Origin of the sequence: Vibrio sp. MMG023 (genome assembly GCF_021654215.1) — a bacterium.
Taxonomy (GTDB): domain Bacteria; phylum Pseudomonadota; class Gammaproteobacteria; order Enterobacterales; family Vibrionaceae; genus Vibrio; species Vibrio jasicida.
Window position 1 is genome coordinate 46,773 of record NZ_JAKFZP010000006.1, and the last position, 16,615, is coordinate 63,387.

Sequence of the window (16,615 nt, forward strand, 5' to 3'; positions counted from 1 at the left end):
AATTAAACCCAAGTTGAACCGAATAGATATGATTGAGAGCTCCACTTGGGTTATTGATTACGTTGGTATTCGCGCAGTTAAAACACGACGTAGATGACGAACTCGGCGTTCAACTTTGACAGCATCAGGCACACTGACATGGTTTGAACGACCTTCTTTATCTAAGCCAATATCTTTTAACAAGTGCTCATTTGTCCAAGGGATTTGATGAGCATTACGGCGGACCATACGTTGCCATTGCTTTTCTTCACGTTTGAGATCGGCTTTTAAAAGCACAGTGGCCAGTTTCAAATAGATAGAGTGACGCATAATTTTTCTCCAAATAGCGATAAATAATCGACAGGGAAAAATAGTGGACTAATTAAACAGAAAGACTCTGTTGAGACTAAGCCGCTACTTTTCCGCAGCCTAGTAATAAGAGGTAGGTTACGGATTAATTTAATCTAATGAGCCAGTAGTATCTTGTTTGATCGCTTCAAAGGTTGAGCGAACATCAGACATACGATCAGCGCAAGCAGTGGTGTTAACAACGTAATGTTTCATCTTGCGCCTCCTAGCTAAAAATTAATCCGTGATTGATGTGGTATAACTCATTGAGTTACGGTTGAATTGTAAGCAACAGAGGATATTTATCAAACCATTTTTGTATTTTTGCTTAAAAACAAACCATTAGCCTAAAATAAGGTTGCATATAGTTTTTTGAATAACATATTCAACTAAGGAATATATAAAAACTCGAGTTTTATAAATATTCAGAATTTGCGCACAAAAAAGGAGCGTCATTGCGCTCCTTTTATCTTGCTGTCAGATAGAGGGTTTATACCGTCTGCTCTGTAATCAAGTTGTGTTTGTTCAGTAATCGATACATGGTCGCACGTGACACACCAAGCTCTTTTGCGGCATTCGATACTTGACCAGAATGCGACTCTAATACCACCAGCAACGCATCTCGTTCACTCTTCTCACGAATCGATTTCAAGCTGCGCTTTGAGTCATTGCGTTGGGGTAGGTCTAGGTGATGCTCTTCAATCATGACGCTGTCAGACATCAGTACAGCGCGTTTCACTTGGTTCATCAACTCACGGACATTACCTGGCCAGAAATAACGTGTCAGAGCCTTCAAAGCATCTTCAGAAAAGCTCTTCGCCTGTGAGTTGTACTCTTTAGAAAACTCCTGTAGGTAGAAACGCGCCAACAAAGCGATGTCGCTTGCGCGCTCTTTCAAGCTTGGCACGTTGATACGCAGCACATTAATGTAGTGGTAAAGCTCTTCATTGAAGTCTCCGTCAATGAGTGCCTTCTCTACATCAGACGAGTTAGCGGCAAGAACCCGTACATTGACGTTCTTCGCGCCATCACGTGTTTCAATCGTCCCTTCTTGCAGGAAGCGTAGCAGGTTCATCTGTTGCTCTTTTGAGATGGTTAGAATGTCGTTGAATAAAACGGTGCCGCCATCAGCTTGCTCTAGCAGGCTTGGTCCCATCTCTTCTTCCGCCTCAATCCCAAATACTTCAGCTTGGAAACGTTGCTCGTTAAGTGCACGACAGTTAATCGATAGGAACGGCTTATGTGAACGTGACGACACTTTGTGAATTGCACGAGCGACAGCCTCTTTACCCGTGCCGCTTTCACCGTAAATAAGAATACTCACGTCTGTTGGACCGATACGCTTAACTTGGTCACGCAGGCGCTTCATTGGAATTGACTCACCAATCAACCCCATATCTAAACTGTTACCAAAACTTGGCCAAACTTTCTTTTCAAGCTTAAGCATACCCAATTGGTGACCAATCGTGCTCAATAGCTGCGCATCTGGGATTGGTGCAGTAAAGAAGTCGATACAGAAGTTCACGATGAACTGGCAGATGGTGTCAGTACCAAGTTGAGATTCGCGGATGAACGCCAACCAACGCACGTGTTTATGAGAACTCACTAAGTTCGCTAAACCATTAAGACTGAACTCATCATGGCTGAGGTCAACTATACCGATGCATGGTCCAATATCTTCTAACAATGTGTTGGCTTTACGTAAGTCACCCACTTGGTGACACTTCCATCCCACTTGTTCTAGTACTGATAGCCAAGGTTCATAAGTACCGCCAACTACGACTAGCGATCCCGGAATGGAATCCATCTTAAACTGCCCAGCCATTCTCTAACCCTTATTGATTGTTGATTGAAATTTCGCGCCACAAACCCAACTTTGCGAACGGGTAACATTATCGAGACTACGCCTGACGAAGTCTGTCTCAATATTAAGACTATGCAACAGATTGAGATTTCGCGAATAGTTATTTACTACTCCTATCCGACCTCAAATGCAAATAGTTGAATTTGTTCAAATTAAAGATACAAAAAAACCACCCGAAGGTGGTTTTTTATGGCTCAGCGAGGAGATTACGCTTGTGGGCGCATCGCTGGGAATAGGATCACGTCACGGATTGTGTGCGTGTTAGTCAATAGCATAACTAGACGGTCGATACCGATACCTTGACCTGCTGTTGGCGGTAGGCCGTGCTCTAGAGCAGTAATGTAGTCTGCATCGTAGAACATTGCTTCATCATCACCAGATTCTTTCGCTTCAACCTGTGCTTTAAAGCGCGCATCTTGGTCTTCTGCATCGTTAAGCTCTGAGAAGCCGTTCGCAACTTCACGGCCACCGATGAAGAATTCAAAGCGGTCTGTGAAGAATGGGTTGTCATCGCTACGACGAGCCAGTGGAGAGATATCTGCTGGGTAACCAGTGATGAACGTTGGCTGCATTAGCTTAGGTTCTGCAGTTTCGCCGAAGATCTCTTCTAGAAGCTGACCACATGTCCAGAAAGATTCCACTTCAACGTGAACAGATTTCGCGATAGAAACCATTAGGTCACGGTTTTGAATGTCTTCTTCTGTTAGTGCTTGGATTTGCGCGTGGTCTGGGTTGTAGTGCTTGATTGCTTCGAACATGCTCATGCGAGTGTAAGTGCCACCGAACTCTACTGTATCTTCACCATAAGGCATTGATGTTGAACCTAGAACTTCTAGTGCGATAGAGCTTAGTAGTTCTTCAGTTAGGTCCATCAGATCTTTGTAGTCTGCGTACGCCATGTAGAATTCCATCATTGTGAATTCTGGGTTGTGACGTGGAGAAAGACCTTCGTTACGGAAGTTACGGTTGATTTCAAATACGCGATCGAAACCACCAACGACTAGACGCTTCAGGTATAGCTCTGGCGCAATACGTAGGTACATTGGCATATCTAGTGCGTTGTGGTGCGTGATGAATGGACGCGCACTCGCACCGCCAGGGATAACGTGCATCATTGGCGTTTCAACTTCCATGAACTGTTTAGAGATCATGAAGTTACGGATTGCAGACATTACTTTAGAACGTACTACGAACGCTTGACGAGAATCTTCGTTAACGATTAGGTCAACGTAACGTTGACGGTAACGCATCTCTTGGTCAGTTAGACCGTGGAACTTTTCTGGAAGTGGACGTAGTGCTTTAGTTAGCAACTCGTACTCTTCCATGTTCACGTATAGGTCGCCTTTACCAGACTTGTGAAGTGCACCTTTCACACCGATGATGTCACCGATATCTAGGCCTTGGTATTGGTCTTTCAGTACTTTTTGTACCGCTTTGTCAGCGTAAGCTTGGATACGGCCAGAAGTTTCTTGGATTACCAAGAATGGACCACGTTTAGCCATGATACGGCCAGCGATTGCTACTACGTGGTTAAGCTCTTCTAGCTCTTCCTTCGTCTTTTCACCGAACTCTTTCTGAAGGTCGCCCGCTAGTGCGTCACGACGGAAGTCGTTTGGATGGCCGTTCGCTTTGCAGCTCTTTCGGATTGCATCCAGTTTAGCGCGGCGTTCAGCAATTAGCTTGTTCTCTTCTTGTGCAGAGGCTTCTTGTACAGTTTCGTTTTGAACAGCATCAGTCATTTTCGATGTATCCTGTTTTTTGTCGGTGAAAAGCTTTATAGACCTGATTTCAGGCTAGCTTCAATAAATTTGTCCAGATCGCCATCAAGAACCGCTTGAGTATTGCGGTTTTCAACGCCCGTACGGAGGTCTTTAATGCGTGAGTCATCCAATACGTAAGAACGGATCTGGCTACCCCAGCCAATGTCAGACTTAGCGTCTTCATTAGCTTGTTTTTCCGCGTTTTGCTTTTGCAATTCAAGCTCAAATAGCTTCGCTCGAAGCTGTTTCATTGCCTGATCTTTGTTCTTATGTTGAGAACGGTCGTTCTGACATTGCACTACTGTGTTCGTTGGAACGTGCGTAATACGTACCGCAGATTCAGTGGTGTTAACGTGCTGACCACCAGCACCTGACGCACGGTAAACGTCGATACGTAGGTCAGAAGGGTTAATGTCGATAGCGATGTTTTCATCAATCTCTGGGTAGATAAACGCAGAAGCAAATGACGTGTGACGACGGCCGCCTGAATCGAATGGCGATTTACGTACAAGGCGGTGAACGCCTGTTTCTGTACGTAGCCAACCGTAAGCGTACTCACCAGAAATCTTAACTGTCGCGCCTTTAAGGCCAGCGACTTCACCTTCAGATACTTCGATAACCTCTGCCTTGAAGCCTTTTGCTTCAGCCCAGCGCAGGTACATACGTAGCATCATGTTGGTCCAGTCTTGTGCCTCGGTACCACCTGAGCCTGCTTGCAAGTCAATGTAGCAATCAGAGCTGTCGTGGTCACCAGAGAACATACGACGGAATTCAAGCTGTTCTAGCTTCTGTTCCAACTCAGCAAGTTCTGGTTCGATTTCGTCAAACGTTTCTTGATCTTCTTCTTCAACCGCAAGCTCTAGAAGACCATCAACGTCTTCTACACCTTGTTCTAGTTGAACGATAGTTTCAACAACCGCTTCTAGTGATGCACGCTCTTTGCCCAGTGCTTGTGCACGTTCTGGCTCGTTCCATACATCCGGCTGTTCAAGTTCTGCGTTGACTTCTTCTAGACGCTCTTTCTTAGCGTCATAGTCAAAGATACCCCCTCAGGACATTCGTGCGCTCAGACACGTCCTGAAGACGGTTTTTAATTGGATTGATTTCAAACATGTTTGCTCAACATTTTAGAATAGAATTTAACCGAGAAATTCTACTCAAAAATGTGACGGAGATACAGGAAAATTTCGGCTGGGAAATCAGATTGCAATTAGAGAGAGCACGGTCATAAAATTTTTGCCCCACTTAAAGGCAACCGTACTCTATATAAAGTGTAAAACCTGACTTTACTTGGCTTCGATGTAGTCAATCATCAATTGCAATGATTGATTACCACGAAATTCATTCACATCTAACTTATACGCGAGACGTACTGTTTTGACCGATGCATCCGGCCAACGACGCAAATCAACGTTAAACGCAATCCCATCAATCATCACATTGGTTGGATGACCTTTGTAAAGCGGTTCTAACATCAGCTTAAGGTGCTTCTCACCCACGAGCTTTTGATGCAGCACTTTAAATTCGCCATCAAAGATGGGTTCTGGGAACGCTTGGCCAAAAGGACCACCAGAACGCAATTGCTCCGCAACGTGCATTGAAAACTCTTCAGGCTTAAGCTCACCATCGGACATGATCACGCCTTTGAGCGCTGCTTCATCCAACTCTTTCTTCACGACGTCATCAAACAAACGACTGAAACGCTCAAAGTCTTGCTCTTTGATGGTTAAACCTGCCGCCATTGCATGACCACCAAATTTGATGATCAAACCTGGGTTTTGCGTATCGATAAAGTCCAACGCATCACGCATGTGTAAGCCAGGAATCGAACGACAAGAACCTTTGATCGTCCCTTCTCCACCATCAGCAAAAGCAATAACAGGACGGTGGAACTTCTCTTTGATGCGTGAAGCGAGAATGCCTATCACACCTTGGTGCCAATCGCGTTGGAATAAAGCTAAGCCGTAAGGCAGTTCACTGTTTTCACCAAACTGAAGACGCTCACAAAAAGCCATCGCTTCTTGCTTCATGCCTTCCTCAATCTCTTTGCGAGTTTGGTTCAAACCGTCTAGTTCACTCGCCATACGACGAGCTGCATGGATGTTGTTACACATCAGCAGTTCAACACCGAATGACATGTCATCAAGACGGCCGGCGGCGTTAATACGTGGCCCCAAAGCGAAACCAAAATCAGACGCAACCAAACGACGAGCATCGCGCTTCGCCACTTCGATCAACGCCTGAATACCAGGACGAGCTTTACCTGCACGGATGCGCTGCAAGCCTTGGTGTACAAGAATGCGGTTGTTCTCATCAAGTGGAACAACGTCGGCGACCGTACCAAGTGCAACAAGGTCAATCAGTTCCATCAATTTAGGCTCTTGCATGCCTTGCTGCGCGAACCAATTCTGTTTGCGCATGTACACACACAGCGCCATCATCAGATAGAAAGCAACGCCAACCCCCGCCAATGCTTTCGATGGGAAAGCACAACTGTCGAGGTTCGGGTTCACCATGGCATCCACATCCGGTAGCACTTGCCCCGGTAAGTGGTGGTCAGTCACCAGTACAGTAATGCCGTTTTCTTTGGCGTAACGGACACCTTCAATCGACGAGACACCGTTGTCTACCGTCATGATCATCTCAGCGCCCAGCTCTAACGCTTGATCTACTACTTCCGGACTGAGGCCGTAGCCATCTTCAAAGCGGTTAGGCACTAGGTAATCGACATTATTACTGCCAAGCATACGCAATGCGAGAACAGACAGAGCCGAGCTGGTTGCGCCATCAGCGTCAAAGTCACCTACGACAATAATACGTTTTTTCTCATCAATCGCTTGGAATAAGAGCTCGACCGCTTTATCAATACCGCCAAGTTGTTGGTAAGAGTGCAAGCCACGCGCAGAGGTCTCTAGCTGTGCTACATCCGTAATACCACGGTTGATGTAAATACGCTTAAGAATGGCAGGAATAGAATCGGGAAGAAGAGAAAGATCCGGTTCGGGACGTCGTTGAATTTCTATCATGTTTGAAAAGAGCCAGCGAATATCACTGGCTCTGCTCCTTAAAGGATTATTGTTGCTCTAAACGTTTTAGCAGATCTGCCGGTGGAAGGTAACCACCTACTAGCTCACCGTTTGGTAGGAAGATCGCTGGTGTACCAGAAATACCAAGCTCACGACCTAGGTTGTAATGCGCTTGGATGGTCTCTTTACACTGCTTAAGATCTTTCGCTGGGTTATCAAACGTGCGATCTACTTTTGCGTTGTGCATTGCTGATTTCGGATCTTCTGCACACCAAATTGTCGCCATCTGTTCAGCAACTGGACCTGTTGCACCTTGACGAGGGTAAGCCATGTAGCGAACCGTAATGCCTAGGTCATTGTAACCTTGCATTTGGCTGTGTAGGCGCACACAGTAACCACAAGTGATGTCAGTGAATACTGTCACAACATATTTCTCGTTGTCCGCTTTGTATTCGATCACGCTGTCGGAGAACTTCGCGATTTTTGCTGCGTTCAAAGGCGCTTGACGTTCAGCAATTACGTCTTTGTAACCGCCGTTATCATCGATGGCGTAAAGTGTACCGGCAATAAAGTGATTACCATCGTTTGATGCGAACAGCACACCACCATTGGTTTGAATTTCTAATAGACCAGCAACGTCTGATGGTTGGATATCAAGAATAGACACACCCAACTTAGAAAACTTCGCTTTTAGCGCTGCTTCATCAAAGTTCTGTTTTGCCGCTGGCGCGACTTGTTGTGCAGGAGTTTCCGTTTTTGCCTGACTTTCTTCAGCACCACAAGCGGCAACGAAAAACGGTAAAGTCAGCAGAGTTAGTCGGCGTAATACGCTCATTAAATTCACCTTAAAATAAAATCCTTTCATCCAATGAGATAATGGATGAACCAAACCATCATTATGCTCTTGGGTGGTGTTGACTGTGGATCTGTTTCAATCGCTCAGTCGCCACGTGAGTATAAATTTGCGTGGTCGATAAGTCACTATGCCCCAACAGCATCTGTACGACCCTGAGATCTGCGCCATAGTTCAATAAGTGCGTTGCAAAAGCATGGCGCAATACGTGTGGCGACAACTGGTCAGTATCAATACCCGCAATCACAGCGTAGTACTTAATACGGTGCCAAAAGGTTTGGCGGGTCATTTGTCTTGCACGTTTGCTTGGGAATACCACGTCCGACGTAGTCTCTCCCAATAGAGCAGACCGACCTTGCTGGATAAAAGTTTCAATCCAATCGACCGCGTTTTCTCCCATAGGAACCAAGCGTTCTTTACCACCTTTACCAGTCACGCGCACTACCCCTTGGCGTAAACTGACGTTTTCCATTGTCAGACTGACCAACTCTGTCACACGCAAACCCGTAGCATAAAGCAGCTCTAACATGGCTTTATCACGCAGTTCGACTGGATCGTTTGGGTCTGGTGCATCGAGCAGTGCGTCCACTTGTTCTTCACTAATGTCTTTAGGTAGACGCTGTGGCAACTTTGGGCTTACCAGCAATGCACTCGGATCATCTGCGCGTACTTTTTCACGGTGAATGTATTGGAACAAACGGCGAATCGCCGACAGCATACGCGCTCGGGATGTCTGCTTGTAATCTAAATCGACTAGGTAGCTTTGGTACTCTTGCAAGCCAGACAGGCTGATGAAATCAAGTCGGTAGCTGTGTTGCTCCATCCACGCGAGCAGTTTCATTAAATCATTTCGGTAGGAAGCTAACGTGTTCTCCGATAGACCACGCTCCATCCACATCGCATCTAAGAATTGCTCAACAAGACCAAAATCTTGTTGATTGACAGGCTGTTGTGCCGTCATGAACGCTTCCTTATCTGTTTATATTTACAGTATTGAGAGTAAGGCAACTGCCCAAGCAATACCATAAAAAAATCATCTCCCTCGGGATATTCGCTGCAATCTTCCCCGTTTTATGGTTAGAATCTGCCACAACAGCAATACAAAAAACGACGAATATAATGAAAATCGGACTCTTTTACGGCTCAACAACCTGCTACACAGAAATGGCAGCAGAGAAAATTCGCAATATCATTGGTGAAGACCTTGTCGACATTCACAACGTGAAAGAGACACCGCTGTCACTGATGGCAGACTACGATTTACTGCTGATTGGTATCTCGACTTGGGACTTCGGTGAAATCCAAGAAGACTGGAGTGCCATTTGGGAAAACATTGCAACCACGCCACTAAAAGGCAAAGTGGTAGCCCTGTTTGGCTTAGGTGACCAAGAAGGCTACGGCGAATGGTACCTTGATGCGATGGGCCTACTGCATGACGAGCTAAAAGCAACGGGCGCGCAATTTATCGGTTACTGGCCAAATGAAGGTTATGAGTTCGAGGCATCGAAAGCACTAACAGAAGATGGCAGCCAATTTGTCGGCTTAGCGCTGGATGAAGATTCCCAATACGAACTGAGTGACGAACGCATCGAGAAATGGTGTGAGCAAGTGTTGGTTGAGTTTCACGACACGCTATAAGTCAGCATCAACTGTCAAAACCACAGACAAACAAAAAGCCCGGTGAATCGCTTCACCGGGCTTTTTAAATCTTGCGAGTCAGCAATTATGCCGCTTCTTCTGTCAACTCAGGTTGAGAAGATTTAGCAACAAAGAACATGCAAACAATCGCTGCAAACGTTGGTAGAACCCAACCCATGCCCACTTCAAACAGTGGCAGCATGTTGAATGCTGAAACGTCTAGACCTGCTACTTTCGCTGCATCAATCAATGCAAACAGCAGTGATACTAGCAATACAGAGCGGTACGCTACACGCGGGTTTGGTAGCTTGCTGCGTACGAATGTTAGCGCAACCAAGGCTACTGCAACTGGGTATAGCGCAAACAGTACAGGAACGGATAGCGAAATTAGCTGAGACAGACCTACGTTTGCAATCAATGCACAAGCGGCACCGTTGATGATAACCCACTGCTTGTAAGTCAATTTCGTCTTAGAGCTGAAGAAATCTGAACATGCAGAGATAAGGCCGATAGCCGTCGTCAAACATGCAAGCAATACGATGATTGAAAGTACGATCTGACCGTAAGGGCCAAATAGCGCTTGAACATACTGGCTTAGTACTGCACCACCGTTGTCTGCACCTGCTGCGATAGTTGCACTCGTCGCACCTAGGTAGAACAATGAGATATAAACGAACGCAAGACCTGCTGCTGCAATACAACCTGCGCAGATTAGGTATTTTGTCGTTGCTGCACGCTCAGTGATGCCTTTACTGCGCAGTGCATCCACCATTAGCATACCGAACATCAGCGATGCGAACGTATCCATGGTGTTGTAACCTTCAAGGAAACCTTTGGTTAGTGGTTGCGTTAAGTACTCACCATGTGCACCCATCATCTCACCTTGCGGATCAACGAATACCGCAATAGCAAGTACGATAAGGCCAAGGAACAAAACTGGCGTTAACACTTTACCGATCAAGTCAATCAGACGACCTTGGAACCAAGCAAATAGCATCGCTACTGCAAAGAACAGGATAGAGAATGACGTAAGGTGTGCTTGTGTCGCGTCAACGAAGAAAGGCTTGATTGCCATTTCGTAAGCCACGAGACCAGTACGCGGCGCTGCAAATGCTGGACCGATAATGATGAAGATAAGCGCAGCCATAAGTACTGCTGCTTTCTTAGGAAGGTCTTGCGTTAGATGATCCCAAGAACCACCTGCAACAGCAATAGCAACGATAGTAATAAGAGGTAGACCTACCGCTGTTAGCAAGAAACCAAACATTGCTGGCATCAAATGATCACCGGCTAGCTGACCCGCTAGAGGTGGAAAGATGATGTTGCCAGCACCCAAAAAGAACGCAAATAGCATAAAGCCTACTGCGATAATATCTGTTAGTTTTAACGTCTGCTTCACAGATAACCCTTTTTCTGAATTGATGAATGTTGTGTATGCATCGACCACTTTTTGTATACCCAAATAAAATGAGTATCTGTGGTTCAATCTATAAATTTTCCGCCGCATAATGACGAAAGACCCATCATTTGGCAACCTTTAAGAAAAAAACACCATATTAATTTAGTTTGCAAACTCAAAAGCAGTGGATATCACTACACTGACATTTATGACCAGTTCTTTATCTCGATCAAAAAGCAATACAAATTAATAACCAACAAGATAACAAACCATACAATTTAGAAACAATAGAGCATCTAACTCTATTATTGAGTAAATATAAAACAATCATGAAGAGCGATACATTCAAGACTAAAGGCTTCAAGTTTAAGCAATTTTCCATCGATGGTGGTGAAAGTGGCATGCCTGTCAGTACCGATGGCGTGATGCTGGGCGCTTGGACAAAGTGTCCATCGCAGTGCAATATTCTGGACATTGGTACTGGTACGGGTCTGTTGGCTCTAATGTGCGCACAACGCTTTTCAGGCACGATGATCACCGCGGTGGACATCGAATCAACCGCAGTAGAAGCCGCCCAGACCAACTTTACGCATTCACCTTGGGCTGACCGATTAACCGTTTTGCACACCGATGTATTAACGTTTGAACCAACGCAACGTTTTCAGCACATCATTTGTAATCCGCCCTACTTCAATAATGGTGAGCAATCAAAGCAGGCTCAGCGCGCCACCGCCCGACATACCGACACACTGCAACATCGCGCGTTATTAGTGTGTTGCTATGACTTACTTGAAGAAGACGGCAAGGCCAGTTTTGTTCTGCCAATCACCGAAGGGGAGCAGTTTATTGTCATGGCGAAAACACAAGGCTGGTATGTATCACGTCTATGCTACGTGCAACCATCACAGAAAAAAGCGGTGCATCGTGTACTATTTGAGTTATCGAAAAAGGTCTGCGACACCGAAGAATCACAATTGACCATCCACTCAAATCAGGGTTATGACGAAGAATTTATCCGTCTAACTCACGAGTTTTATCTTAAGATGTGAAATAACATGTGATCCTTGTCACCAATCACTTTATAATGTGCGACCTTTTTATATTCTATGCTGCTGCGGCGAACCATTAACCAAGCTTTGCTTGTGGAGAACTCATTGTGATCAGAACCTTTGCTGAACTTGATCTAGACCCAAACCTACTTGAAGCCATCGAAGAGATGGGCTACGAACGCCCAACTAAAATTCAGGCTGAGGCGATTCCACAAGCGTTGGATGGTCGTGACATTCTAGCGTCAGCACCAACTGGCACAGGTAAAACGGCAGCATTCGTACTGCCTGCGTTGCAATACCTGCAAGACTTCCCTCGTCGCAAGCCTGGACCTGCTCGTATCCTGATCCTGACGCCAACACGTGAACTTGCTATGCAAATTGCAGATCAAGCGCGTGCGCTTGCAAAGAACACAAAATTGAATATCTTCACCATCACTGGTGGTGTTCAGTACCAAGAGCACGCCGATATTCTTGCAACAACGCAAGACATCGTCGTAGCTACACCGGGTCGTCTACGTGAGTACATTGATGCAGAGCGCTTTGACTGTCGTGCCATTGAATGGTTAGTGCTTGATGAAGCAGACCGCATGCTAGACATGGGCTTCGCACCAACGGTAGACCGTCTATCAAACGAATGTCGCTGGCGTAAGCAAACCCTTCTGTTCTCCGCAACACTAGAAGGTAAAGGCGTAGAAGGCTTCACAGCAGACCTACTTAACGAGCCAGCAGAGATCGATGCAAAATCACCATTGCGTGAGCGCAAAAAAATTGCTCAGTGGTATCACCGTGCCGACACAGCAGAACATAAGCTAGAACTGTTAAAACACATCATCACAGAGCAAGCAGAACGCACAATTGTGTTCTTGAAGACTCGTGAGCGTCTAGCTGAGTTGCGTGGCCAATTAGAAAGTGCGCAAATTCCTTGTTCATGGATCCAAGGTGAAATGCCGCAAGATCGTCGTAACAATGCCATTGCACGCTTTCGTGAAGGTGCTGTGAACGTACTACTTGCCACTGACGTTGCTGCTCGTGGTATCGACCTTCCAGACGTATCACACGTTGTCAACTACGATATGCCTCGCACAGCTGACGTATACCTTCACCGTATTGGCCGTACCGCGCGTGCAGGTAAAAAAGGTAACGCTATCTCTATCGTAGAAGCGCACGACCAGCCAATGATGGATCGTGTTGCACGTTACGTAAAAGAAGACATCAAAGAGCGTTTCATCAAAGAGATGCGCCCTAAACACAAAAAACCAGTGTTTAAGAAGAAAAAGAAAAAAGACGACAAGAAGAAAGTAGCGAAAAAGAAAACCGCTAAGAAGAAGTAATCACGTCTGATTGATTCCAAATCTAAAAGAGCCGCAATCGCGGCTCTTTTTGTTTTTCATCTATAATTGATGAGCTGGAAGAGTTTTATCTTCATAGGCATCAGCGAAGCCATGGTTGCGATCACGGTGCCCCGCTTCATCTTCTCGAATACGCAAAATCACGTCTCTTAGCATCGCATCAGCAGGCAGCTTGTAGTAGTCAATCGCCAGAGTCGGAGCTGGTACATTCTCCACTTCCCCGCTATCAATTTTCTCTAGGTACTCAGTGTAGCTATTACACGCTTCTTCTTCGAAGTAACCCACAACACGGTGAGCAATTTTAGAAGAAAGCAGATAGATGAAACTGTACACAACAATGAAAACACCTTGTCCCAGCAACACCAATAAACGCTCAACCAAACTTGGTTTGGCAATGTCGAGGAAAATCATTAGGTGCATGCGCTCGTTTTCGGCCTCATCAAGGAGTTCTCGGATCCAGCCTTCATCGTCTTTCATTCGACGCAGCGCTTTCAAGTGATTGAACATCCCAGCCACCATACCTGGCACAGCGGCGATTGTTTCGAGAATCACAGCGCGCTTCGCGTATTTCTTGCCATAAAAGATGTTCAGAGTGAATTTCAGCAACTTGGTAATACGTAGTGCAATGTACTCCGATAACTTAGAGGCTTTTTTGTGTGTGAGCTTGAAGTCTGACATAGGAGAACTCCTTTATTTTAAAGTTGCATTTAAAATACAACTTTAAACCTTCGCACTCAACTATTTTTTAATGAATAAAATTTTTATGTAATAAAGTCCGATTTAGATCAGGTTTAACAGACATAAAAAAAGCCGGATAACTATCCGGCTTTTTGGCGTACTTTATTTCGCTGAGTCATCAACTCGCGATTCACTTACTTCAATCAGTTTTGCTCTTCGCGCTTAAACACCAAGTCAGTTGGCGTCGACTCTTCTTCAACGAAGTAGTAACCCGCAACATCAAACTTAGTGAGGTCAGCAACGCTTTCGATACGGTTTTCGATGATGTAGCGAGCCATCATACCGCGCGCTTTCTTCGCGTAGAAACTGATCACCTTGTATTGACCATTCTTACAATCTTTGAAGATTGGTGTGATCACTTGAGCATCCAAGTTCTTTGGCTTCACCGCTTTGAAGTATTCGTTCGATGCAAGATTGATCAGCACATTGTCGCCTTGCGCTGCAATCGCTTCATTCAGCTTATCGGTAATGACATTACCCCAGAACTGGTAGAGGTTAGTGCCCTTTTCGTTTGCTAGCTTAGTGCCCATCTCAAGACGGTATGGCTGCATCAAATCAAGCGGCTTAAGCAGACCGTAAAGGCCAGACAGCATACGTAGATGACCTTGAGCGTAATCGAAATCGGTATCTGAAAGAGTTTCCGCTTCAAGACCTGTATACACATCGCCCTTAAACGCCAAAATCGCTTGGCGAGCGTTATCTGTCGTGAAGGTTTCACTCCACTCTTGGAAACGGCCGACGTTCAAGTCAGCGATTTTGTCGCTCACTTTCATCAGTGACGAAACATCGGCAGGTGTTAATTTACGGCATACCTCGATCAGCTCTTTTGAATAGCTAACCAAGTCTGGTTGAGTAAACTTCTCGGTTGCAAGTGGAGACTCGTAATCAAGCGTTTTAGCTGGAGAAACGACGATAAGCATGACTTTAACTTCCCTAATTTTGTTTTCCATTAGGGTACAAAAAAAGCCATGCATTGTCTGCATGGCTTTTTGAATCGTGTTGATAGCTTTCAACAATGATTAAGCGACTTAGTCTGCCTTCTTGTTGTTGTCCCAAATACCTTCCTCTAGCTGAGATTTCAGCTCAGGGAAGTCATTCGGATCAAACGTTGGCACTTTACCTTCACTCAACTGGCGGTTGTAGTCTTTCGCCAGTTTAATCACGATGCCAGATAGCAAGATGATCGCAACCAAGTTCACAATCGCCATCAGACCCATAGAGACGTCAGCAAGCGACCAAACCACAGGCAGAGAAGCTAACGCACCAAACATAACCATACCTAGTACAACGATACGGAAGATGCCTAGACCCGCTTTGTGGTTATGCTCTAGGAAGATAAGGTTTGTTTCAGCGTACGAGTAGTTAGCAATGATTGAGGTGAATGCGAAGAAGAAGATCGCAACCGCAACAAAGATGCCGCCCCAATCACCCACTTGCGAGCTCAATGCACGCTGAGTTAGCTCAATACCCGTCACTTCTGTTGCTTGGCCTACGTACTCACCTGACATCAGGATAATAGCAACTGTCGCCGAACAGATAACGATCGTATCCATGAACACGCCTAGCATCTGTACGTAACCTTGAGATGCTGGGTGTGGTGGGTAAGGCGTTGCTGACGCTGCCGCGTTTGGCGCAGAACCCATACCCGCTTCGTTCGAGAATAGACCACGTTTGATACCGTTGATCATCGCTTGTGCGATGGCATAACCAAGACCACCAGCAGCTGCTTCTTGCAGGCCGAATGCGCTCTTGAAGATAAGCATTAGAACGTCTGGTAGTTTCTCTAAGTTAGAAAGCATCACGAACATCGCAAGAACGAGGTAAGCCAGAGCCATTACAGGAACAACTAACTCAGCAACTTTCGCGATACGCTTAATACCACCAAAAATAACGATAGCGGACAAAGCAACAACTGCGATACCTACGTAAAGGTCATCCCAACCAAATGCATTGCTCATTGCATTCGCGATAGAGTTTGCTTGAACGGCGTTAAATACCAAACCAAAAGCGATGATTAGGAAAATTGAGAACAACACGCCCATCCAGCGCATGCCCAAGCCTTTTTCCATGTAGTAAGCAGGACCACCGCGGTAGTTGCCATCATCATCTTTGGTTTTGTATAGCTGCGCCAGTGTGCTTTCTGCAAACGACGTCGCCATACCAAGCATCGCAATCAACCACATCCAGAAGATTGCACCAGGGCCACCCGCAGTCAGTGCAACTGCAACACCCGCCATGTTACCCGTACCAACACGTGCAGCAAGACTAGTACAAAGCGCTTGGAAAGAAGAGATACCAGCTTTGTCTGCTTTACGACTGTTCTTTAGAACAGAGAACATGTGGCCGAAATGGCGGAATTGAATGAATCCCAATCGAACGGTGAAGTAGATTCCTACACCAACAAGAAGATAAACAAGAATCGAGCCCCAAAGGAGGTCGTTCATCAAATTGATTAAGTCTGTCATGTGTACCTCAAAGTGAGTTGCGCCAGTCTTTGCTTCCGAGCCATCCACCAGATTGCATGCTAAGTGTCAAAGTCTGCTTAGCTTTTTGAATAATGTTTATTTCGCAATCTAGAATCGTAAACGTCGCTTCATGCATCCATTTTACGT

Annotated in this window: 14 protein-coding genes; 3 read left to right on the forward strand and 11 right to left on the reverse strand. The window is 45.7% G+C overall.

Features of this window, described 5'->3' with window-relative positions:
- Positions 1-57: 57 nt before the first annotated feature.
- From L1076_RS18900 to xerD, 7 genes are all read right to left on the reverse strand, one after another.
- Positions 58-309, reverse strand: a complete 252-nt coding sequence (locus L1076_RS18900; protein WP_038866374.1) for a hypothetical protein — start codon at positions 307-309, stop codon at positions 58-60.
- Between the two features lie 508 nt (positions 310-817).
- The gene (gene vpsR / locus L1076_RS18905; protein WP_038866373.1) at positions 818-2,152 is read right to left on the reverse strand and encodes a cyclic-di-GMP-binding transcriptional regulator VpsR; all 1,335 of its coding nucleotides are present in this window, start codon (positions 2,150-2,152) and stop codon (positions 818-820) included.
- A gap of 245 nt (positions 2,153-2,397) precedes the next feature.
- Entirely contained in the window at positions 2,398-3,930 is a 1,533-nt protein-coding gene (gene lysS, locus L1076_RS18910) for a lysine--tRNA ligase (protein WP_038866372.1), read from the reverse strand.
- 35 nt (positions 3,931-3,965) lie between these two features.
- A protein-coding gene (gene prfB, locus L1076_RS18915) for a peptide chain release factor 2 (RefSeq protein WP_096030938.1) occupies positions 3,966-5,064 on the reverse strand; the annotation gives its coding sequence in 2 pieces (ribosomal slippage) (positions 3,966-4,988 and positions 4,990-5,064; 1,098 coding nt in all).
- 173 nt (positions 5,065-5,237) lie between these two features.
- Positions 5,238-6,977 (reverse strand): single-stranded-DNA-specific exonuclease RecJ, encoded by a 1,740-nt coding sequence (gene recJ, locus L1076_RS18920; RefSeq protein ID WP_237304278.1) that lies wholly within the window; start codon positions 6,975-6,977, stop codon positions 5,238-5,240.
- A 46-nt stretch (positions 6,978-7,023) separates the two neighbouring features.
- Positions 7,024-7,812, reverse strand: a complete 789-nt coding sequence (gene dsbC, locus L1076_RS18925) for a bifunctional protein-disulfide isomerase/oxidoreductase DsbC (RefSeq protein ID WP_009707701.1) — start codon at positions 7,810-7,812, stop codon at positions 7,024-7,026.
- A gap of 61 nt (positions 7,813-7,873) precedes the next feature.
- Complete coding sequence (xerD, locus tag L1076_RS18930) at positions 7,874-8,791, reverse strand: site-specific tyrosine recombinase XerD (RefSeq protein WP_005434910.1); 918 nt, start codon at positions 8,789-8,791, stop codon at positions 7,874-7,876.
- 158 nt (positions 8,792-8,949) lie between these two features.
- On the opposite strand from xerD, the gene fldB reads away from it, so the two are divergent.
- On the forward strand, positions 8,950-9,468 hold the full coding sequence (gene fldB, locus L1076_RS18935) for a flavodoxin FldB (RefSeq protein WP_033004989.1): 519 nt from the start codon (positions 8,950-8,952) through the stop codon (positions 9,466-9,468).
- Between the two features lie 85 nt (positions 9,469-9,553).
- On the opposite strand, the gene brnQ is transcribed toward fldB, so the two are convergent.
- A complete protein-coding gene (gene brnQ / locus L1076_RS18940) occupies positions 9,554-10,867 on the reverse strand; it encodes a branched-chain amino acid transport system II carrier protein (protein WP_038866441.1) in 1,314 nt (437 codons plus the stop codon).
- Positions 10,868-11,196: 329 nt separating this feature from the next.
- On the opposite strand from brnQ, the gene L1076_RS18945 reads away from it, so the two are divergent.
- Entirely contained in the window at positions 11,197-11,916 is a 720-nt protein-coding gene (locus L1076_RS18945; protein ID WP_237304279.1) for a tRNA1(Val) (adenine(37)-N6)-methyltransferase, read from the forward strand.
- 107 nt (positions 11,917-12,023) lie between these two features.
- The gene (srmB, locus tag L1076_RS18950; RefSeq protein WP_039977403.1) at positions 12,024-13,247 is read left to right on the forward strand and encodes an ATP-dependent RNA helicase SrmB; all 1,224 of its coding nucleotides are present in this window, start codon (positions 12,024-12,026) and stop codon (positions 13,245-13,247) included.
- 60 nt (positions 13,248-13,307) lie between these two features.
- Here the strand turns inward: srmB and L1076_RS18955 are convergent, their stop codons facing one another.
- The 3 genes from L1076_RS18955 to L1076_RS18965 form a co-directional block, all read right to left on the reverse strand.
- Positions 13,308-13,943, reverse strand: a complete 636-nt coding sequence (locus tag L1076_RS18955) for an alternative oxidase (protein WP_005434918.1) — start codon at positions 13,941-13,943, stop codon at positions 13,308-13,310.
- Positions 13,944-14,146: 203 nt separating this feature from the next.
- Complete coding sequence (yaaA, locus tag L1076_RS18960; protein ID WP_038876225.1) at positions 14,147-14,923, reverse strand: peroxide stress protein YaaA; 777 nt, start codon at positions 14,921-14,923, stop codon at positions 14,147-14,149.
- A gap of 108 nt (positions 14,924-15,031) precedes the next feature.
- Complete coding sequence (locus L1076_RS18965) at positions 15,032-16,468, reverse strand: sodium:alanine symporter family protein (protein ID WP_038876224.1); 1,437 nt, start codon at positions 16,466-16,468, stop codon at positions 15,032-15,034.
- Positions 16,469-16,615: the final 147 nt, after the last annotated feature.

What these genes read in the sequence shown, in the direction of transcription:
- yaaA (WP_038876225.1), bottom strand. Translation starts at nt 14,923, where the DNA reads ATGCTTATCGTCGTTTCTCCAGCTAAAACGCTTGATTACGAGTCTCCA.
- L1076_RS18955 (WP_005434918.1), bottom strand. Translation starts at nt 13,943, where the DNA reads ATGTCAGACTTCAAGCTCACACACAAAAAAGCCTCTAAGTTATCGGAG.
- recJ (WP_237304278.1), bottom strand. Translation starts at nt 6,977, where the DNA reads ATGATAGAAATTCAACGACGTCCCGAACCGGATCTTTCTCTTCTTCCC.
- lysS (WP_038866372.1), bottom strand. Translation starts at nt 3,930, where the DNA reads ATGACTGATGCTGTTCAAAACGAAACTGTACAAGAAGCCTCTGCACAA.
- fldB (WP_033004989.1), top strand. Translation starts at nt 8,950, where the DNA reads ATGAAAATCGGACTCTTTTACGGCTCAACAACCTGCTACACAGAAATG.
- vpsR (WP_038866373.1), bottom strand. Translation starts at nt 2,152, where the DNA reads ATGGCTGGGCAGTTTAAGATGGATTCCATTCCGGGATCGCTAGTCGTA.
- xerD (WP_005434910.1), bottom strand. Translation starts at nt 8,791, where the DNA reads ATGACGGCACAACAGCCTGTCAATCAACAAGATTTTGGTCTTGTTGAG.
- dsbC (WP_009707701.1), bottom strand. Translation starts at nt 7,812, where the DNA reads ATGAGCGTATTACGCCGACTAACTCTGCTGACTTTACCGTTTTTCGTT.
- L1076_RS18965 (WP_038876224.1), bottom strand. Translation starts at nt 16,468, where the DNA reads ATGACAGACTTAATCAATTTGATGAACGACCTCCTTTGGGGCTCGATT.
- L1076_RS18945 (WP_237304279.1), top strand. Translation starts at nt 11,197, where the DNA reads ATGAAGAGCGATACATTCAAGACTAAAGGCTTCAAGTTTAAGCAATTT.
- L1076_RS18900 (WP_038866374.1), bottom strand. Translation starts at nt 309, where the DNA reads ATGCGTCACTCTATCTATTTGAAACTGGCCACTGTGCTTTTAAAAGCC.